The sequence below is a fragment of the Nostoc sp. CENA543 genome (genome assembly GCF_002896875.1).
In the GTDB taxonomy this organism is placed as follows: Bacteria; Cyanobacteriota; Cyanobacteriia; order Cyanobacteriales; family Nostocaceae; genus Trichormus.
Genome location: NZ_CP023278.1, coordinates 4,298,487 through 4,318,592 on the forward strand (window position 1 = coordinate 4,298,487; position 20,106 = coordinate 4,318,592).

Sequence of the window (20,106 nt, forward strand, 5' to 3'; positions counted from 1 at the left end):
GTTTACCCTCTACCAACGCTAGCAGCATGAGATAACCAAATTTGACGGAAATCTGCTGGCAGAGGTATTTCTGTGAGAAACTTCTGCACAGATTCTAGTTCCCATGCTAGGGGTGAACTAGGTAATATTTTGGGTGCGACTATGGCATAACGTAAGATAGCTTCTATTAATGCTGCTGCCTCAATTACAGGTTGTGAATCTATCCATGCAGGAAAAATCCGTACTTCAAAAGTATGTTTTTCTGTAATCTGATGAATGAAATTTTTCAGGTTAAAATCGCAGTATTTGGTTAACTGTAATTTCAGCAAATATTCTCTAGCCTCAGACCAAGATAATTCACAAAAATCAGGCTCATTAACTAACATCAATAAATCTTCATCCCATTTTCCCAAACGTCTACATTTGGGGTTAGTACCAACAAGACGTTTAATGTTTTCCCCATGAGTCCATAAAAGATTAACTAAGTTAGCAAAAACCCTGGTAGAACATAAAGGCGTAGCATCAAAGTGGAGATGAGTTGCACCCTCAAGCGGAATGGTAAACCCTAGAGAACGTGCTGATGCTAAAAGACTTTCTAGACGTTGGTAATGGTTAGTATCAATAGGTGGGGTAATGAGTTCACAAGGACGTTCTCTTTCTCCTGGTAAGGGTGCTGCGATCGCGATCGGATTACCGATATAATCAGCAACACGTATCATTCCCCCTTCTCCTATTTCTAAATTGGTAGCAAATAAACTTGCAATTGGCTGGAGAACTTCATCGAGGGAAGCAGCCGCATCAGCATTACACATAATTAAATGTAGTAATCTCATATCATCGCTGACAATGCGATACCATCCCGCCTGGGGTGCTTGAGTTCTATCTAAGTCGTCTTGTAGGGTTAAATCATCTACACATCGTGCTATCAAATTTCCTTGCTGATCAATTACTTCAAACCCCAAAGTGAGATTATGAAATAAAGGAGTTCCTGGTACATGACTCGGTTCTGACTGGGGATGAAAGATGCGGCGTACTGAACCTTGATGTTGTTGGGATATTATTTTTGCTAAATCCTGTCGGCTAAATCCCTTCGGTGCAATTAACTCAATTTCAAAGCCAATTTTCCAATTTAATTCAGACATAATTTTCCATAAAATCAGGGTGCATTCAGCACCCCATAGTGATTTAAAAATATCAAGTAGAATAATTTATCTATTGCGAGAACGCGCGTATTTTAAAGCTTCGTCAATTACTTCGTCATTGCCTAAAATTAAATTGCGTTCAATGCGAACTTTCGCATCTATCGCTGATTTTTCACCCCAAAATCTCGCCAGTGCCTCTGCATCATTATAGTTATATGTGGAATCTTGGTAAAATTTGTAGGGGCTAGAATCACCAGGACGGGGTGGTTTGACGGCTCGTAGTGCTTGCACCCTAGCATCTACAATAAACTGTTCTAGAATTGCAATGTTTTCTCCTCCCCAAATAATTTTTCTGCCCATTCTAGCTTTTGCATTGTCTACAGTCACACCCCAGAAACTGGCTAAAACACGCGCGTCCCAGTAGTCGTATTTGCTAGTTAAAAATGCTCGTAGTTCGTTATCTTTATAGTTTTTAGTTGCTGATTTTGTAGTATGTTTTAGGATTTGATGGTGGGAATTTACAGTTATCTCTTGAGCCATAACTGTATTAATAGCCGTACTAAAAGAGCCTACAAATACGCCTAATAATAATAAGAAAATCCGTAGGTTATATTTCATCGTCATTACCTATCAACGTAAGTATTAATCATTGTCAAATGGTAAAAATTCTATCTGAACAAGCTGTCAGTAGTTTTGTGATTTTGTATCTTACCTTTTGATGTTATTAATTTTATACTTCGTGAAATTGAACTATTCCTGAAAATCACGGTAAGTTTTCAGAGGATTAATATCTGTTAATAATTGGTTAGCAAAAGCGTATTTAGAAGTGAGATGACGCTAATGCCATTATGCGAATAAGCGAAAGTATGAGGCAAAATTATGAAATTATCGTTCTTTAGACTTGTTTCATGTTTAAAACTACAGACAGATAATAATTATTTGTTGAATAAATAACATAAACAATATCAGAAGTATTCTCAGGAGAATTAAACATGGAATCTTATCCTACTGATGCCACTGAAACTGCACATAATGGCAAGGATCGGAATGCTGGCGACTTAGGTATTACTCCGCAAGCCGAACTTTGGAATGGTCGCTTGGCGATGATTGGTTTTTTGGCTTATTTAATTTGGGATCTCAATGGTTATAGTGTATTGCGTGATGTGCTAAAACTTATAGGCTAAAGGCTTTCAAAGCCAAATTTTTGTCACAAACTATAGAGTTGCAAAACAATTCTACCGCAGGCGATCGCTTACAGAAAAACCAATGAGCGATCGCTTTGTCAATACTTCACTTCAGACCGCAAAAGCAATATTTTAAGTATTGTTTTCTAAAGATGGGCGTATGCACAGATAAGTTAGGGGGCCAAATAAAGGAATTAAAGTGACAATCCAAAAGACAGATATGTTGTTCCAATGGCGACAAGACATATCATCTTTAAGAATTGTGGGAAATAGAATAGCGAACAGGCAAAATGCTAAACTCATGCCATGAATAAAGCGATCGCTCTGAAATTCTTGGATAAAATCTTCCCAATTACCTAAACTAATAGCATAAGCTAACAGGCTAATCGTACTCAAAATCAAAATTGCACCGTACCAACGAGAATCTAGCAACTGCAAAAAAGCATCTTTTTTTCCTGAGAATTCTCTATTCGGTTTTCGTAAAGCTAAATATGGCAATAATCCCAAAACACCAGAAGCCACAGATGCAATAGCAAAAGGCCAAAACGGAATCCACTGCATCCTACCATCAATAAACAAAATACCACTGTAAATTAATAGCCAAATACCAATGAGCGAGAATAAACAGAGAATCACAGGATTAATATCAGCCCACTGAAGAGTAAGTATATTTTTTAATAGTGACAGTGTTTCTTCTAGATGCAAAGGTGGAGCTAGAAGCAATATATAGCTAATAAATCCCACCCACAATAACCATAATCCTAATTTTCCAACCATAATCTTTGCTAAATATCAATGAGCAAGAGTTGTATTCTCTCTTGTTCATTGATATTGCTTAACCCATCCGGGAGAAGATTTTAATCGCTTAGATTGTTTAACTTGTGACTGATTGTTGCTGAGTGGATATCAAATTTGAAGTTGTCTGTGTTAGTGGTGGACGTAAACATAAATACAACAACGGGCCAAAGAGGGGAATGACAGCGAATAACCAGAAAAACTGCTGCTGATTTTGCCAGTTACGCCGCGTCATATCATCTCTCAGCAATACTGGAAATAATAGACAGAGTAGGCAAAAATCTAAACTCATGACATGGATGAAGCGACTAGTTTGCCACTGTTGTAGGAAGTTACTCCAATCTCCTGCTATTAAACCATAAGCTACTAAAACGGTTGCTGTTAAGGTGAGGAAAATACCAGTAAAACGCGAGTCTAGTTGTTTTACTAAGCTTTCCTTTTTACCACCAAAGTGAGGATTTGGTTGGCGTAACGCTAAATAAGGTAAAAGCGCGAATGCACCCACAGCAAAAGAAGCAGCCGCAAACGGCCAGGCGGCGATTTTTTGCCCTCTCCCGTCCACAAATAAAACTGCACTATAAATCATCGGCCAAATGCCCATGAGGTTAAATAACGCTATGACTAGGGGATTTATACCTTGCCACTGACCAGTAGACAAGTTTTTGATTAACTCAAAAGTATCGGGACTATCAGGTGGTGCGAAGACGAAAGCATAAACTATGAACCCTAACCACAGCACCCCAAAGGCAATTTTTTTGACCATGATTTCATCTAATTAACTGAAGGCTTCCGAGAGGTAATCAGCCGCCGCCGCCACAACTGCGATCGCATTTTCATAATCTAAGCGTGTCGGGCCTAAAACTCCCACACTCCCCACAGGAACTGCACCCCGGCGATAGGTGGAAGAAATCAAACTACAATTGCGAATCGGTTCTAGGGGGTTTTCAGCACCAATTCGCACTGTTACCTTGGGTTTAGTAGCTTCTTCTACCTCTGGTTCTTCAAAGATTAACGGCCATAGCTGTTCCTGTTCTTCTTCCAGGAGGTGGAGAATAGTCTGCACTTGTTGGAGTTGGGAAAATTCCGGCTGGCGTAACACTTCCGCCACACCCCGCACCATAATGTGGGTAGCGGTTGGTGCAACTGTACGTCGCGCCAATTCCGCCACGGAATCCTTTAAAAATTCACCGTACAGTTGAAATTCCCGATCTAACTGACTCCAGTCTAAATTACTAATTTCCAGTAGACTTTGCCCCCGCAAATGACTGTTGAGGAAGTTAGAAACAATCTGCAATTCCCTGTCTATAACTTCTGCTTCGGGTTGTGTTTCTTTTCGGGTTGGGGGTAAATCCATCAGCTTGGAATGGGTTTCATAACCATCCGTTACCAAAATCAGCATGATGCGTCCAGCTTCAATCTGCATTAATTGCAAATGTCGCACAATAGCTGTATTAGTTTGCGGCATGGTAATCAAGCTAATACACCCACTCAAACTAGCTAAAATCTGCGCTGCACCTTGGAGGAGGATTTCCATACTCCAATCTTCCCACTGGAGACGCTGCTGTAAAGCTAGTTCGACATTCTTGGCTAAATTATCTGTGCGTGTAGCGTCTTGCAAAGAGGGGGTAATAAACTGGTCAACATAGATGCGATAACCTGAGTCAGAAGGAACTCTCCCAGCAGAAGTATGTGGCTGGTAGAGTAACCCAGATTTTTCTAGCATACCCATGACATTGCGAATGGTGGCCGAACTCACGCCCAGGTCATACTCCTCGACCAAAGCTTTTGACCCCACCGGTTCTGCGGTAGCTATGTAATGACGCACCGTTGCCCAAAGTATATGCTGTTGTCGATTTGTCAACTGGACTTGCATAGGAAGATGTTTGGCAGAAAGCAAATTTTAATCAAGTTTTAAAAAAGTTTTTGAAATTGAGTGTCAAATATTGAATATTGACTAATTAAATTGACGAAATATTTAGTTCTATTTTAACTGCTCATCAGAAAGAATGTACTTGCTATTTGGGATAGCATATTTTGAGGCAAAAAACCTTTAATTCTAAATATTATTTGTTTTTTAAGTATTATTCTATAGATTGATCAAGTAAATTGTATTTTGGGATACGTATTTTTTGGGGTGTTGGGAATAGGGCATTGGGCATGGATGAAAATTCATTTGTTTCCCTTACACCCCTATACCTTTATACCCCTAAACCCTTAATTAATACTGAGGAATAGAACTATCAACTACAAGAGAATAAGCATCAATCCCACCAGCAATATTTTTAACGTTTGTAAAGCCTTGAGCCATTAACCACTGACACATTTGAGCAGAACGCATACCGTGATGACACAGCACTAAAGTTTCTGCATCAGGATCAAACTTGGTAGGAATTTGCTCTGACCACTGAGTAAATTCACTGAGTGGTAAGTTCACAAAACCGCTAATTTTTGCTAAAGCTACTTCTTGGGGTTCACGTACATCAATTAACTGAATACTTGCATCATTAGCAGCCAGACGTTGCGCGAGTTCTTCTACACTAATTTGAGTAATGGGTTGACCAGAAATATTCCCTGTCATGTCGTTTTTTTTTAACAATCCGATATTATTCATGTTGACAGAAATTGGGGAATTAGGGACTGGGGACGGATCAATTCAAAATTCAAAATTCAAAATTCAAAATTAAAGAAGAATTGGGGACTGGAAGGTAGACAAGGTGGACAAGGTAGATTTTATCCCTAAGCCCTATACCCTATGCCCAATTTCTGTAAACTTTCGTGCTAGATAATTAGGTATATTGTGAATACACAACGCTCATTCTCTGGTTTTATCGTAGCTGGTGCGATCGCATTGGTGATTGCGGCGATCGCAGCTGGTTATTGGTTCTTTACTAAAAGTCCAGTCAGTCTCATTACTGCTACCTCCCAATCTGGTGCAGCTATATTTGTGTCTAAACTCGCACCTGTGACAGTGTCTTTACTGGTCAATCCTGACCGTTTGCAGTCTCTGGAAAGTTCAGGGGAATTATCTAAGCTCAAAACTAGTTTATTGGCTAATAGTGGTCTAGATTATCGCCAAGATATTCAACCTTGGCTGGGAAATGAAATTACTCTGGCTGTAACTACTCAAGATATTGACCGTGATTCTGCAAATGGTCAACAACCAGGGTACTTGATGGCTCTAGCGACGGAGAAGCCAGAAAAAAGTAGTGAGTTTTTAGAGTTATTATTTTCCAAGCGCGTCTTATCGGGGGCTACCCTCGCCACTGAGGAATATAACGGTACTAAGCTGCTTTATGATGACGCACAACCCAAGCTAGAACCCTTAGCGGGTGCGGTGGTAGATAACTTTGTCCTATTGGCTAACGATGTGAGAGTGCTACGGGATGGGATTAATAATGTCCAAGCACCTGATTTGAATTTGACTAGTTCTCCCCAATACCAAAAAGCGATCGCACAGTTACCAAAAGGTGCGGTAGCAGTCACTTTTTTCAATCTCCCCACTTTGGCACGATGGCAGGGGTTAGAATTACCTGAACCTATTTACGATAGTCAAATTCTGGCTTTGACATTAAACCCCAAAGGACTGTTAGCCGAAACGAGTTTTCTTGCTACCTCAGAAATTGCACCACCATCGCCCCCATTGTCTCAACCTGTGGGAGCATTGCAATACATCCCCGCCTCCGCAGGTGTGGTAGTTTCCGGTTCTCATTTAAATAATTTGGGTGACAGTGATTTAGGTAAACTATGGAAACAAGCGAAAACAGCCATCTCCGGTTCCGAAACAGACGTAATTTCTCGCCTGGAACAACCCTTACTAGCCATACAAAAAGCTTGGGGGATGAATTTGCAACAGGATGTATTTAACTGGGTACAAGGAGAATATGCTCTCGGAATCATTCCCCGTAGTGGGAAAACTGCTCCTGGCTGGGTTTTTGTGGTGGAAAAACAAGATGGTTTTGCAGATGGGATTGCGCGTTTAGATGCGATCGCCTCTGCTAACGGACTCAATACCAATTCTCTGAGTTTGGAACAGCAAAAAGTCGCCGCTTGGATAGAATTAATCGCCAATACCAAGAAGTCTGAGGCTCAAAACCAACCCTCATTTACGGTAGACGCTAAGGTTAAAGGTATACATACAACTGTAGGAAATTATGAGGTTTTTACCTCTGATTTAGAAACAATTAATGAAGTTTTAACCAATCAAGATAATTCTCTGGTCAAGAATCGTAATTTCCAAAATAGTATTGCAGAAATTCCCGCACAAAACCAAGGTTATGTATATCTGAACTGGGATAAAAGCCACAATTTATTAGAGCGACAGTTGCCTGTTTTGAAGCTCTTAGAAGTCTTAGGTAAGTCATTTTTTCAACAACTGCGATCGCTCACCTTCAGTAGCTACAGTGATGATGCAGGGACTCTCAAAGGTGCAGTATTTCTGGAACTCAACTCCTAACCATGATTCAGCAAATAAACACAAACTTATCAGCCGTATCTTCTGAATTATGCGCCTTAATTTAACTTGACAATGTTTAGTAAAATTTCAATTGTGGCACATAAGAATGTGTCACATTTTTTTGTTACTTCATGGAAAATTATTAACTAAAATGTGTATATATCTTTATTCTTATAAAAGCATATTTGGCGGGTTAATATGAGAAATTTTCGTCCAGGACTTTATTCTGGTGGTGCATGGTTTTCAGCTTTATTAGCTGCTATAATTGCTACCCCTGTGATTGCCCAAACTGTACCCAATTTCAGGACATTGAAATTAGCACCAGGATTTAGTTCCACACAGGGAAAAACCAACGGTTATACTGGTGGAACTTTTTCTCTATCAGCCATCAGTAACCGCGATCGCGATGGCAAGATGTGTATAGGCTTTGCTGACTCTAACCCAGATTTTATCATCGAATTAGACAAAGATTTTTCCCGCTTACAGGTGTTAGTGAATAGTGGTGGTAAAGATACAACCTTAGTAATTAGAGGCCCTAACAAAACTATTCGTTGCGGTGATGATACTGGTAAAAGTAAAGATGCCAGTATTGATGACCAGCAATGGCCGAGTGGAAAATATGAGGTGTGGGTGGGTGCGTTTGAGCCTGGGGTAAAGTTCAATTACACTTTGAGCGTGAAGGAAAAATAATAATACCAATTCGCAATTCGCAATTCGCAATTCGCAATTCGCAATTCGCAATTGAATCCAGTGGTCTTTTTTTCAGAACGCTAGGTGAACAAACAGTGGCAGGTTAAGCCTTCACTGTCTGTCCTCTTAAATGTAAAGAATTTTGAGTGAATTTCATGAGACAGTTCTAAGCCATACTGACAGTTAATAGCTGTTCTGACATATCGAAGTTAGATGTCACATTCTGGACATCGTCTAGACTTTCTAGAGTATCAATTAACTTGAGGAGCGATCGCGCTTGGTCTGGTTCTGTCACTTCGATATTGTTGCTGGGAATCCAGCGCAATTCTACTTCAGTGACTTTAAAGCCTTGTTCTTTGAGGGTTTGGTTGAGAATTTCTAAATTGGCGACTTCCGTAAAGACTTCGGCTGTCTCTTCCTCGGTCATTTCGTAAGACTCCGCACCACCTTCTAAGGATGCTTCTAATAACTGGTCTTCATCTACAACACCTTGGACTACACACACACCCTTTTGGTCAAACATCCAGCTAACACAGCCAGTTTCGCCCAAATTTCCACCATTTTTGCTAAAAGCCACCCGTAAATCAGCCGCCGTGCGATTGCGATTATCAGTCAAAGCTTCTATTAAAATAGCTACACCACCAGGGCCATAACCTTCGTAGCGAATTTCCTCTAGGGTGCTATTATCGCTAAATGTGCCTGCACCTTTGGCGATCGCTCTTTCAATATTGTCATTGGGAATCCCCGCAACTTTAGCTTTTTCAATTGCTGTACGTAATTGGAAGTTCCCGGCTGGGTCTGGTATGCCGTTTCTCGCCGCTACAATAATAGCTCTAGATAACTGTGTGAAGGTTTTTCCTTTTTTCGCATCGACTACCGCTTTTTGGCGTTTAATATTTGCCCATTTACTATGACCTGCCATAACCTGAAAATATTCCTGCTCTCTCCAATAAACTAGGATATACATAGCTTCTGCTTGAATGCAAAATAACTGGAAATTAGCCTTCAGAGGGTTGGTTTGTGTCCCCAGATCAGCATAGTCTGGCTGTAGAAAATTACGAATCGGTTTGCTATGCGGTTTTTTTCTACTTCCCACCCATCTAAAGTGAGAAACAGAAGATGGCAGCACAGTCTGCGTCGTTTACTATTGTTGATGCTAGTCAGCATATTAACTGTAAGTGGATGTCAGGCTTGGCGGACTGGAGTAGAAGCTAGTAAAGTTACTCACATCACTTTTTGGCATGGAGTCAACCCACCACCGAATCGGGATGTCTTACAAAAGTTGGTAGATAAATTTAATCAAACACATCCCCAGATTCAAGTAGAGTCACTGTATGTAGGACAGCAAGATCAGCAAATGCCAAAAATTTTGGCGGCGGTGGTAGGTAATGCACCACCTGATTTATTGTGGTTTAATCCGACGATCACAGGTCAATTAGTAGAACTAGGTGCATTAATTCCTGTGGATGAGATGCTGTCCAAATCACCAATTAAGCCAGAAATTGACCCCACTTTATACTCTTCAATGGAATATCAAGGTCAACTGTGGTCAGTCCCTTTTGCTACGAATAATGTCGGCATTTTCTACCGTCCTAGTTTATTTGCAGCCGCAGGGATTAAAGCCATACCTCGTACTTGGGAAGAGTTTCGCCAAGTTGCTAAACAATTAACTCGTGATGTTAACGGTGATGGACAAGTAGACCAATATGGAATGTTTTTACCTTTGGGGAAAGGGGAGTTTACAGTTTTTACTTGGCTACCATTTATGTGGAGTAGTGGCGGTGAATTAGTCAACGGTGATGGACAGAATGCAGCAGGTGTGATGTTGCAAGATAATCAAGGAGCGATCGCCGCCTTACAATTTTGGCGTAATCTAGTACAAGACGGTTCCACCATGCTATCTGGCCCGGAACGGGGTTATGAGACAGACCCCTTAGTTTCAGGAAAGGTAGCAATGCAAATCAATGGCCCTTGGAATTTAGGACAATTGCAAACAACTAATGTAGATTTTGGTGTGTTTCCGCTACCTGTCAATCAAACTCAAGCTACTAGTATAGGCGGGGAAAATTTATTCTTTTTTAAGACCACACCAGAACGCCAAAAGGCAGCATTTAAGTTTGCCGAATATACCATGAGTCAAGAATTTCAAACAGAATTAGCTTTAGCAGCAGGCTACTTACCAATTAATTTAAAATCTCGTAGTAGTGAAAAGTATCAAGCATTTGTACAGAAGTTACCACAGGTGAAGGTATTCTTAGAACAAGCACAATATGGACGTAGTCGTCCTATTTTCCCTGGTTATAATCGCATTTCTGATAGTATAGGTAGAGCCGTTGAAGCAGTTATTTTAAGTAAAAGTTCTCCCCAAACAGCACTGCAAGCTAGCCAGCAACGTTTGGATTTAATTTTTAAATGACCATTCACTATTTACTAACAGCTATCAACATTCATTCGTCATATTTCTTTTCTCTTGTTTCTTATTAACAGGAAGTTGATTTTTTGACATTTGAATTAATTTTTGTGGCGATAAGTGGCGATTTACCATGAGTCGGGGAATTTGATAATGATTATTGATGCAACTATGATTCAAAATTTCATTATTATATAAATAACCCGTAAGATAATAGCGAGAAACATAAGAGGCTACCTGTTTATTAGTAGCACCATAAGGATAAGCAAAATGAGATGCGACTTCCTGTTTAGGGTCTAAATCTTGTGTGCAGTTTCTGAGGATAGTTCTAGCTTGTACAAGTTCTCGCAGAAGTTCGCGCCGAGATATCTGAGTTAAGTCTTTATGCGTTAAACCATGAGACTGGATGTCATAAAATCCTTTTTTTAAGCCTTCTCTTAAGTCCTGGCATCCCATATGAGTTTTGCTATTAACACCTGGTTTAGCTAAATTACCAGGATTAATAAACAAAACGATTTTAATTTTTTTATGATATTTCTTCTCTAACTTCAATAGAATCGGTAATAATTTTGTATGTACTGATTTATAACCATCATCAAAAGAAATCATAATAGGCTTTTGTTGACGACGATTATCGGGTATTGCTTGAGATTTTGTGAGAAAAAAATCGTATAAATCTTGAGTTGATAAAAACCAATAATCATTAATAATTAAGTAATCTAATAGTTTCTCTATTTCTTGTTGAGAATATTGCATCTCATTAGTATTGCGAGCTACAGCAGTATTTTTCGTATCAACAAGTCCATGAAATCCTAAAACTGGTACTATCGGTTCATTGTGATTGAGGTTAAGCACTGCTAATGAAATTGCAGACACCAAAGCGAGGTTAAATAAAAAGTTTTGGGGTTTAGCAGTGGGTAATGATGTCTGTTCGTAACTATCAGTCATTCTGGTGATTAATTTAATAAACGCTGCTGAAACTGCAAAGCTTGTTGAGAGTCTGGAATATTTGCAGCCAGTGTTTGGACAAATTCTATCCGAGAAATGGATAATCCAGCCGATTTGATAGTTTTTTGAATCAAGAACTTACCCATCGGGCCGATTAAATTAACTAATTCTCGCTCACATTCAGCAATAAAACTTTCGCTGAGAGTGGAGTTAATTACAGGTGGAGTGATATTCGCCACAGGTTGAACAGCAGTTGGCGGTTGACTAGGTGAAGGTTCTAATAACAGCGACATTGCTGTTTTTTGAAATTGAGTACGCTGATTTTCAGCTATGTGTAGAGATAAATTATCTATGAGTGTTTGGTAATTGGGTGCTGATGCGGCGCGCCGTAATAATGTTGTGGCTACAGGGCCGACTAATTCTAAGAGTAATTTTTCCAGGCGATCGCTTTTTTCGCGCGACAAAATAGTCCCAGTTTGTTGACTAGTTCCCTGTTGATGAGATGGGGGAATTGGTGGTGGCGATGTCCCCCAGGGAGTTTGAGTAAATAAAGTCGCAGCGTCAGGATGAAAATTTTGCTGGAGTGCTTCTAAAACTTCTGTCGCAGATTGATAACGTTGTTTGTAGTTATTCACGACCATTTTCGTGATCATCGTCCCCAGTTCAGGACTGACTGTAGCTCGATGTCGCCACAGAATTTCCCCGGTTTGGGGGTCTTCTTCAAATTCTCTGGGATGCAGTCCTGTCAGTGCTTGGATACAAACCACACCCAAAGAGTAAATATCACTATTGGCGTGGGGTTTTCCTCGTCCCTGTTCGATGGACATATATCCTGGTGTCCCAATCGCCACAGTCATTTCTGTTTGACCAGGAGCCGTTACCAGTTTTGTATGAACTTGCTTGACAGCACCGAAATCAATTAGCACTAACTTATGATCATGCGATCGCCTAATAATATTTTCTGGTTTAATATCCCGATGAATGACTTTGTAGCTATGAATAAATCTCAGAATATTTAGGATCTGCTGCAACAAAAAGATAACTTTGTCTTCTGCCCATTTTTGCCCAGCAACCATTTCAACTTTAAGAGCATATCCATCAATATACTCTTGCACTAAAAAAAATTCTTGCTTTTCTTCAAAATATGCTAATAATCGGGGTATTTGCTCATGATGTCCGAGTTGTTCTAGGGTTTCGGCTTCACTAGTAAATAATCTTCTAGCAGTTTCGAGAAATTCAGGGTTATGAGTGACAGGCCGAAAGTGCTTGACAACACATCTAGGATTCCCTGGACGTTGGGTATCAAGCGCAATATAAGTTTGACCAAATCCTCCTCCCCCTAAGATTTGGAGGACTTGATAACGACTAGCTAGCAAGTTTCCTAACATTGTATGACTTGTCTAAGTCCTCACCTTCATATTGACATAATCACTAATGTAGAGAGAAATTATTCAAAACATCCACAGTAGAAGTGATATTTAATGTCCAAAATTCTAGGGAACCGCTAAGGTCATCTACCGTCTAGAGGAAAATAAAACTGAGCAGTTTATCTCTAATGAGTGATGAATAGAGAATTCTGTCAAGCATCTACGCACGCCCCCGTATGCTTACCCTTTTCATTCTGGGGTATCGTGGTTAACAATGGGTTGAATGTTTTTGATGAAGATTCAATCTTATGGCTAGAACCCCGAATGAATATGCAGTCTACCTCTTACTAGAAAGTGGTCATCGTGAGGAAGTGCGGTTTCCCTCAATTCAAGAATTCCAAAAATGGTATAGTGGGGAACTTGTACCCAAGTCTGCTTCTGGTGATTTTATTAGTGTACCAATCAAAAATATTCAAGGTGAGTATATGGTGGTACGTCCATCTCGGATTGTCGCTATCCGAGTAGAACCGGTGTTTAGTTCTAGTGTTGAAAGATTCAACTAATGATGAAAAAAACCCTTGCTTTGCTTTCCTTGAGTCTGGGAATTCCCCTTGTCAGCCAAATTGCTGTTGCTCAGGTAATCATTAATGTCCCTTTACCCAACTCACCCAGTCCTGAGTTACAACCACCAGTCAAGCCAAGCACACCTGAAAATGAAGCCCCCCTCAAACTGGTAAATATCGGCAATTGCACTGCCCAAAGCACTTGTTTGGGTTGGGATGAGCAAATTTTCGGTAGCAGGGGTCAATCAGGCGATCGCCAAGCTCTGTTAGCATCAATTGATAACAGTCTGCGTTATCTAGAAACGAGTACAGCACAACGTATATATCAGAATTATCCTGTACGGGGAATTACCTTAGCCCGTGTAAGGCGGAGTTTGCTGCGGTTTCGCCAATTAGCGGCTAGTTCCCTGTCTCCAGCCCAATTACAAGCCGCAGTCCAAAAAGAATTTGCTTTTTATCAGTCTGTTGGTAATGATGGGCGCGGGACAGTTAAGTTTACTGCTTACTATGAACCTGTTTATAATGCCAGTCGTGTCAGGACTGCGGCTTATAAGTATCCTTTGTATCGACTGCCACCTAACTTTGAGAAATGGTCTAAACCCCATCCAACACGTTTGCAACTAGAAGGCAAAGACGGTTTACAGGGAAATAAAGGCAAGTTACGCGGCTTAGAATTGCTGTGGTTTCGCGATCGCCTCGATGCCTATATGATACATATTCAAGGTTCTGCCCAAATTCAGTTAGCTGACGGCAGCAGAACAGCCGTTGGTTACGCAGGTGCAACAGATTATCCTTGGACAAGTATCGGACGAGAATTAGCCAAAGATGGCAAAATGCCATTGTCAGGCTTAACTATGCCCAAAATGATTAGCTTTTTTCGGGAACAACCCCACGAATTAAGCAACTATCTCCCCCGTTGGGAACGGTTCGTGTTCTTCCAAGAATTCCAAGGAAGACGAGCTACTGGTAGTATTAATGTACCAGTCACACCAGAACGTTCCATTGCCACAGATAAATCAATTATGCCTCCTGGTGCGCTAGCACTAGTTCAGACCTCCTTACCTTATCCTGCTGCTGGCGGTAGGTTAGAGTACCGTAACGTGAACCGCTTTGTCTTAGATCAAGATACAGGCAGTGCCATCAAAGGAGCGGGCAGAGTTGATTATTTTATGGGAACTGGTAAACTAGCAGGCGATCGCGCCGGTGTTACAGGCGGCAATGGTTCATTATATTACTTGCTGTTAAAAGAATAAAATTTGGGCATGGGGCATGGGGCAAGCAGGAAGTGTGGGAGGGGTGGGACGATAGGGAAGAAATCTTTCCCCCCTCTCTCCCCACACTCCCCACACTTCCCAGTCCCCAGTCCCCAGTCCCCAATCCCCAATCCCTAATATGGCGGATAACCAAAATCATCTTCATCAGGATAAATATAGGAACTAGCAACACCAGCAGCTACTGCCATTTTCGGTGTTTCTGTTCTCACTGGTTCCTTAGCGAAGTCTTTGTAATCTTCAAAGGCTTTGCAAATAATTGTTGATTCTGGAGCATCGGAAGCAATTAAATAATTAGTTAAATTCGCCACTGTGGGATGTTCATAATCTACAGTGGAAGCTACTAATACTGTATTTGGTTCAATACCTCTTTCTTCACATTCAATAATTGGGCAGAATATGCCGTGAGCGTGGAATAAAGGGCCTTTGGGTGTAATAGGTTGTTTACGAAATAAGGCATACGCCCTTTCTAATTCCGATACAAAACCACTAACTACTTTTCCCTGTTGAAATTCACAATAGGTTTTACTAAAACTTGCTCCGGCTGCACCGTTGAGAGTTAATTGCAGTGGGGAATCATGTAGGAATTTTTTGTTTTCACCTACTAAAAATATTAAGTAGCGAGTGAAGGTTTTAAATTTTAATTTATCTGCTAAAAACGCATCATAATTATCTTTGAGTGTCCCCAGTTTTATCCCTGTCTCTCTATCTTTGACAGACAAAGGCCCCCGACGCACTATCACTATGCGGGGTGTAGTGGTGATAAAAACTGTTTCTCCTCCAGAACTAAATTCATGTTCTATTTGCTGCCAATTACCGTCAGGCTGAAAACCTACAGCTTGAGCGTTGTCCAATTTAATTGCTAATCCGTGAGATTGCACACCATCTGCACCATACCGAGGATTAATCATCTGACACCAGGGGATGACTTGAGAAGGCGGTGCATTAAATTTCTCATCCTCAAAGTCGAATTTAGCAGATGCTTTCATCGTTTTAGGCACGGTGGTACTTTACTATACAAGTTTATCAATAGGTTGCCGGTGCCAGACAGGGGGTCGAGCAAACAGGCGTACTGTTTTTCCAGATTAGAGCAGAATCAATCTTTGTTGCAATCCCTTTTTTGTTTTTTAACACTCTTGGAAAAGTATTAAGTAGGGCTTGCTGAAAAAGTTCTTTGGTAGGGGTGGGGAACGGGGAACAGTTTAATTTTTGCAACCATTTTTGAGGACTGAAGTCCTCACTACAAACAGGGTTGAGAAGAAGTTTTACAGGTTGTGTTTTGACAAAGTTGCCAGTATCCCTTAAACGTAAATAAATATGCTAGATTTATCACTCATTACTATTCTGGGGTTCTTGGGTAGCTTTGGGCATTGCTTTGGGATGTGTGGGCCGCTAACGGTGGCGTTTTCCCTTTCTAATCGCCCAAATTCGCCATCCCACAAATCAGCACAAGTATTAACTCTAGGGAAACCTGCCAACACTTGGCAGCAGCAATTAATCTTTCATTTCTGGTTAAACTTAGGGCGGGTATTGAGTTATGCCCTAGTTGGTTCTGCAATTGGGGCTTTGGGGGCGGTACTTTTACAAGGTGGACAGTTAGCTGGGGTAGGTAGTGACCTCCGGCGGATCATGGCCATAATTACCGGTGTAATGCTGATTTGGTTCGGTTTGGGGCAAATTACACCTAATTTACTGCCTCATGTGCCTTTGCTGCATCCTTTCTTAAAAAGTGGCTTGCATAATCGCCTCAGTGCGGTGATGATGCGGCTATCTGGACAACAGCGATGGTGGACACCGCTAATTTTGGGAATGACTTGGGGTTTAATGCCCTGTGGTTTTTTGTATGCTGCTCAAATTAAAGCGGCGGAGACTGGGAATTTGTGGCTGGGAATGGCGACTATGTTGGCTTTTGGTTTAGGAACAATGCCAACTATGCTAGGTGTTGGGATTTCTACAGCTTTGGTGAGTCAAGATAGGCGTAGTCAATTATTGCGTTTGGGTGGCTGGGTAACGCTGATTATTGGGGTGATTACTCTGCTGCGGACTGGTGACACAATGGTAGATTACACCGGACACGCAGCTTTATTTTGTCTGATGCTGGCGTTAATTGCTCGGCCTGTGAGTAAATTGTGGGCATCACCTCTGCGCTACCGTCGTGCTTTGGGTGTGGGGGCTTTTGTCTTAGCTGTAGCACATACTACCCATATGACTGCTCATACGTTGCAGTGGAAATTGTCGGCTGTGTGGTTTTTACCGCCACAGTTTCAAGTGGCTATGGTTTTAGGTGCTGTAGGATTAATATTGATGACTCCCGCCGCTTTAACAAGTTGGGAATCATTGCAGAAGACTTGGGGTAAAAGATGGCGGCAAATCCATTTATTAAGTGTGCCTGCTTTGCTGCTGAGTGTGATTCATGCGGTGTTGATCGGTTCTCATTACTTGGGTGCTTTAGAATTACATTTGGGGAATCAATTAGCAACACTGTTTTTAGGACTAATTAGCATGGGTGTATTGCTAGTTAGAACACGCTTTTTTTGGTCACAGTTAACTCTAGAAAAGTTTTATGTCCCACCGAGTAAATCAAAGTGAAGTGTTTACAAATCAGAGTAGAAAATATATTAAGTATGTTACGGCTTTGAGTTGTTTAACGCTGGGACTCACCAACGCTGAATTAGCTTCCGCCCATAAGGTAGAGATAGCCGCAGATGTGGGTGCAACACTGCACATTCAGCCCAATGATAATCCTCGTGCGGGGGAAACTGCACAGGCTTGGTTTGCCCTGACGCGCAAGGGCGGGAAAACGATTCCTCTTGCACAATGTAATTGTCAGTTAGCGATTTATGCTGAACCCCACAGTCCAGGAGAACCGGCACTGATAGAACCGTCTTTAAAGCCTGTGAATGCGGAACGTTATCAAGGTATTCCAGGGGCAGATATTACTTTTCCTAAGCCTGGAATTTATCAGTTACAACTTACAGGAAAGCCCAAATCAGGGGCAAACTTTCAACCGTTTAAGTTTAATTTTGAGGTGACTGTGGCGGCTGGTGTTGGAGTAAAGAAGAACCCAGTATCCAGCCAGCAAACAATTGATGATGTGGCTATTGAGAAGAATTTATCATCATTTCCAGTTTGGGCGATCGCTATCCCGACTGTGACATTTTTAGGTATAGCATTTGGTGTTTGGCAACTGCAAAAAGGCAAGGGGAGTGCTGATTGAATTTTAGTCATTAGTCATTAGTCATTAGTCATTAGTCATTAGTTATTGGCACTTCTTCTACCTTGTCTTCCTTGTCTTCCTTGTCTCCTTTTCCCCATTCCCCAGTCCCCAGTACCCAATCCCCATTCCCCTACTTATGCCTTCTCAGATGCCATTGCCAGGCGTGGGTGACGATATCTTTGATGTCTGGGTATTGGGGTTGCCAACCTAAGATTTTTCGGGCTTTTTCGCCGCTACCAATGAGGCTGGGGGGGTCTCCGGGGCGGCGATCGCATTCTACTATGGGGATGGTTAGTCCTGTGACTTGTTCGGCGGCGGCGATGACTTGGCGAACTGAGAAGCCTTGACCATTACCTAGATTAAATACTTCGCTTTCGCCACCTTTTAAGAGATATTCCAAGCCTAAAATGTGGGCATCGGCTAAATCGTTAACATGGATATAGTCGCGGATACAAGTCCCGTCGGGTGTGGGGTAATCTGTGCCAAAAATAGAAATAGATTCGCGTTTACCCAAGGCTGTGAGGAGTACCAAGGGGATAAGATGGGTTTCAGGGTTATGGTCTTCACCTAATAACCCTTGGGGATTTGCGCCAGCCGCATTGAAATAACGGAAACGTACTGATTTTAAACCGTAAGCCACATCAAAATCTGCTAAGATGCGCTCCACCATTAATTTAGTAGCACCGTAGGGATTAATGGGATTTTGGGGATGGTTTTCGGGAATTGGTACTACATTGGGTACACCATAGGTGGCACAAGTGGAAGAAAAGACAAATTTCTTAATAGATGCCGCCAGCATGGCTTCTAAAAGCACTAGAGTTCCAACAACGTTATTGCGGTAGTATTTGGCTGGGTCGGTCACAGATTCGCCTACATAAGCGTAAGCGGAAAAGTGCATAACGGCGGCAAAATTGCGACTTTGAAATAAATTATCTAATAGGGTGCGATCGCTAGTATCACCAACAATGAGTTCGACTTGTAAAACTTGTTCTACTAAATCACGGTGGCCATAAACTAAGTTATCGAGTATCACCACGTCATAACCTGCTTGTTTGAGAGCTAAAACGGTGTGTGAGCCGATATATCCTGCTCCTCCCGTGACCAAAATGCTGGGTTTTCTAGGTGACATAGTTTTTCCTCTTGAGTGACAACTAATCAATTAATCAATTTAGTTCACCGATGTCCCACATTCCTAATCTGGAAAATTATAAATATTAGACGCAGTGGCAAAAAATTGCACTAAAATCACTACGACGGTAGTCATTGGTGTGAGGGTCGGGATATTTTAAGTCAAATTACCGTTGACGACAAAATAAATCCACTTTAAGAAACCTCTAGGCTTACCGCAAAAGGAGATTTGAGTGTAAATCTATGTTTGAACTTTTAAGTCGGGTCTTGGTGTGGTTACTGATTGGAACTATCGCCTACACGTTGTTTCAGAGGTTTTACCCCACAGGAACTTTTGTAGGGCGAGCAGTTTTCGTCATCATTATTGTTGTGATTGCTTTGTCATTCATCAACCCTAATGAGCCAGCAGTCGCATCATTGTGGAGATTAATATCATTTCCTCTCAAACCGTTGGGAGCTTCAGTGTTAATGTTGATGTTTGCGGCACAAAAAATCAAAGCTGGTGGAATTGATAAACCGGCAGGATATTTAGTAGGTTGGTCACTAGCAATTTTACTTTTATCCAGCACACCAGCGATCGCCTATTTTTTGGTCAGAGCGCCCTTAGTCACTCAAGAAGCAATGATTCCTCGTTCTGAGTTAGTCGCATCACAACCAGAAACAATTGTGGCTTTAGAAATCCCAAGCAATGCCACACAAGTTACAGATGTTACCGGGAATGGCATTTTACCCAGTTCTAGAATCAGTCAGACAGATTTAGCATTCAATTACTGGCAAACCCAAATTCCCCCCTACCTCATGCAAAATCCTCAACAAATCAGAGAACGAGGCCTACGGATAGAAGATTTTGTACCTAGTGCCGAAACACTGCAACTTACAACCCAAGTCTGGGAAAGTTATCTCAATCAGGTTTACACTTTCTTGCGTGGTCGTCGGGGATAGAGGCAATAGTCAATCGA

20 protein-coding genes are annotated in these 20,106 nt (G+C 41.4%); 9 read left to right on the plus strand and 11 right to left on the minus strand.

Annotated features, from left to right (window positions below; translation table 11 throughout):
- Positions 1-2: 2 nt before the first annotated feature.
- Both CLI64_RS17730 and CLI64_RS17735 read right to left on the minus strand, forming a co-directional pair.
- Positions 3-1,121, minus strand: coding sequence for an amidoligase family protein (locus CLI64_RS17730; protein ID WP_103138441.1), 1,119 nt, complete (start codon positions 1,119-1,121; stop codon positions 3-5).
- A 66-nt stretch (positions 1,122-1,187) separates the two neighbouring features.
- Positions 1,188-1,739: a hypothetical protein gene (locus tag CLI64_RS17735; protein ID WP_103138442.1), complete on the minus strand. Its 552-nt coding sequence runs from the start codon at positions 1,737-1,739 to the stop codon at positions 1,188-1,190.
- A gap of 374 nt (positions 1,740-2,113) precedes the next feature.
- On the opposite strand from CLI64_RS17735, the gene CLI64_RS17740 reads away from it, so the two are divergent.
- Entirely contained in the window at positions 2,114-2,305 is a 192-nt protein-coding gene (locus CLI64_RS17740; RefSeq protein ID WP_103138443.1) for a chlorophyll a/b-binding protein, read from the plus strand.
- Positions 2,306-2,437: 132 nt separating this feature from the next.
- Here CLI64_RS17740 and CLI64_RS17745 read toward each other — a convergent pair whose 3' ends face one another.
- From CLI64_RS17745 to CLI64_RS17760, 4 genes are all read right to left on the minus strand, one after another.
- Entirely contained in the window at positions 2,438-3,082 is a 645-nt protein-coding gene (locus CLI64_RS17745) for a hypothetical protein (RefSeq protein WP_103138444.1), read from the minus strand.
- Between the two features lie 97 nt (positions 3,083-3,179).
- Entirely contained in the window at positions 3,180-3,863 is a 684-nt protein-coding gene (locus CLI64_RS17750; protein WP_103138445.1) for a DUF2834 domain-containing protein, read from the minus strand.
- Between the two features lie 12 nt (positions 3,864-3,875).
- Positions 3,876-4,973: a heat-inducible transcriptional repressor HrcA gene (gene hrcA, locus CLI64_RS17755; RefSeq protein ID WP_103138446.1), complete on the minus strand. Its 1,098-nt coding sequence runs from the start codon at positions 4,971-4,973 to the stop codon at positions 3,876-3,878.
- 345 nt (positions 4,974-5,318) lie between these two features.
- Positions 5,319-5,678: a rhodanese-like domain-containing protein gene (locus CLI64_RS17760; protein WP_103140780.1), complete on the minus strand. Its 360-nt coding sequence runs from the start codon at positions 5,676-5,678 to the stop codon at positions 5,319-5,321.
- Between the two features lie 219 nt (positions 5,679-5,897).
- On the opposite strand from CLI64_RS17760, the gene CLI64_RS17765 reads away from it, so the two are divergent.
- Positions 5,898-7,553: a DUF3352 domain-containing protein gene (locus CLI64_RS17765; protein ID WP_103138447.1), complete on the plus strand. Its 1,656-nt coding sequence runs from the start codon at positions 5,898-5,900 to the stop codon at positions 7,551-7,553.
- Positions 7,554-7,751: 198 nt separating this feature from the next.
- Positions 7,752-8,243, plus strand: a complete 492-nt coding sequence (locus CLI64_RS17770; protein ID WP_103138448.1) for a hypothetical protein — start codon at positions 7,752-7,754, stop codon at positions 8,241-8,243.
- Positions 8,244-8,409: 166 nt separating this feature from the next.
- On the opposite strand, the gene CLI64_RS17775 is transcribed toward CLI64_RS17770, so the two are convergent.
- Positions 8,410-9,165 (minus strand): YebC/PmpR family DNA-binding transcriptional regulator, encoded by a 756-nt coding sequence (locus CLI64_RS17775; RefSeq protein ID WP_103140781.1) that lies wholly within the window; start codon positions 9,163-9,165, stop codon positions 8,410-8,412.
- A gap of 150 nt (positions 9,166-9,315) precedes the next feature.
- Here CLI64_RS17775 and CLI64_RS17780 point away from each other — a divergent pair, with 150 nt between their 5' ends.
- On the plus strand, positions 9,316-10,659 hold the full coding sequence (locus CLI64_RS17780; protein ID WP_103138449.1) for an ABC transporter substrate-binding protein: 1,344 nt from the start codon (positions 9,316-9,318) through the stop codon (positions 10,657-10,659).
- A 24-nt stretch (positions 10,660-10,683) separates the two neighbouring features.
- Here the strand turns inward: CLI64_RS17780 and CLI64_RS17785 are convergent, their stop codons facing one another.
- Positions 10,684-11,601, minus strand: coding sequence for a polysaccharide deacetylase family protein (locus CLI64_RS17785; protein WP_103138450.1), 918 nt, complete (start codon positions 11,599-11,601; stop codon positions 10,684-10,686).
- Between the two features lie 8 nt (positions 11,602-11,609).
- Complete coding sequence (locus tag CLI64_RS17790) at positions 11,610-12,989, minus strand: serine/threonine-protein kinase (RefSeq protein WP_103138451.1); 1,380 nt, start codon at positions 12,987-12,989, stop codon at positions 11,610-11,612.
- Positions 12,990-13,276: 287 nt separating this feature from the next.
- Here CLI64_RS17790 and CLI64_RS17795 point away from each other — a divergent pair, with 287 nt between their 5' ends.
- Together CLI64_RS17795 and CLI64_RS17800 are read left to right on the plus strand one after the other, a co-directional pair.
- Positions 13,277-13,531 (plus strand): hypothetical protein, encoded by a 255-nt coding sequence (locus CLI64_RS17795; RefSeq protein ID WP_103138452.1) that lies wholly within the window; start codon positions 13,277-13,279, stop codon positions 13,529-13,531.
- Positions 13,531-14,784 carry a murein transglycosylase A gene (locus CLI64_RS17800; protein WP_192881558.1) on the plus strand — a complete coding sequence of 418 codons (1,254 nt, stop codon included), beginning with the start codon at positions 13,531-13,533 and terminating at the stop codon, positions 14,782-14,784. The genes CLI64_RS17795 and CLI64_RS17800 overlap by 1 nt, the downstream gene beginning before the upstream one ends.
- A 134-nt stretch (positions 14,785-14,918) precedes the next feature.
- Here CLI64_RS17800 and CLI64_RS17805 read toward each other — a convergent pair whose 3' ends face one another.
- On the minus strand, positions 14,919-15,791 hold the full coding sequence (locus CLI64_RS17805) for a DUF5895 domain-containing protein (protein ID WP_103138454.1): 873 nt from the start codon (positions 15,789-15,791) through the stop codon (positions 14,919-14,921).
- Between the two features lie 328 nt (positions 15,792-16,119).
- Between CLI64_RS17805 and CLI64_RS17810 the strand changes: the two genes are divergently transcribed.
- Both CLI64_RS17810 and CLI64_RS17815 read left to right on the plus strand, forming a co-directional pair.
- Positions 16,120-17,391: a sulfite exporter TauE/SafE family protein gene (locus CLI64_RS17810; RefSeq protein WP_103138455.1), complete on the plus strand. Its 1,272-nt coding sequence runs from the start codon at positions 16,120-16,122 to the stop codon at positions 17,389-17,391.
- The gene (locus CLI64_RS17815; RefSeq protein ID WP_103138456.1) at positions 17,366-18,019 is read left to right on the plus strand and encodes a hypothetical protein; all 654 of its coding nucleotides are present in this window, start codon (positions 17,366-17,368) and stop codon (positions 18,017-18,019) included. The genes CLI64_RS17810 and CLI64_RS17815 overlap by 26 nt, the downstream gene beginning before the upstream one ends.
- Before the next feature lie 130 nt (positions 18,020-18,149).
- On the opposite strand, the gene galE is transcribed toward CLI64_RS17815, so the two are convergent.
- A complete protein-coding gene (gene galE / locus CLI64_RS17820; RefSeq protein ID WP_103138457.1) occupies positions 18,150-19,148 on the minus strand; it encodes a UDP-glucose 4-epimerase GalE in 999 nt (332 codons plus the stop codon).
- Positions 19,149-19,390: 242 nt separating this feature from the next.
- Between galE and CLI64_RS17825 the strand changes: the two genes are divergently transcribed.
- Complete coding sequence (locus tag CLI64_RS17825; protein ID WP_103138458.1) at positions 19,391-20,089, plus strand: hypothetical protein; 699 nt, start codon at positions 19,391-19,393, stop codon at positions 20,087-20,089.
- Positions 20,090-20,106: the final 17 nt, after the last annotated feature.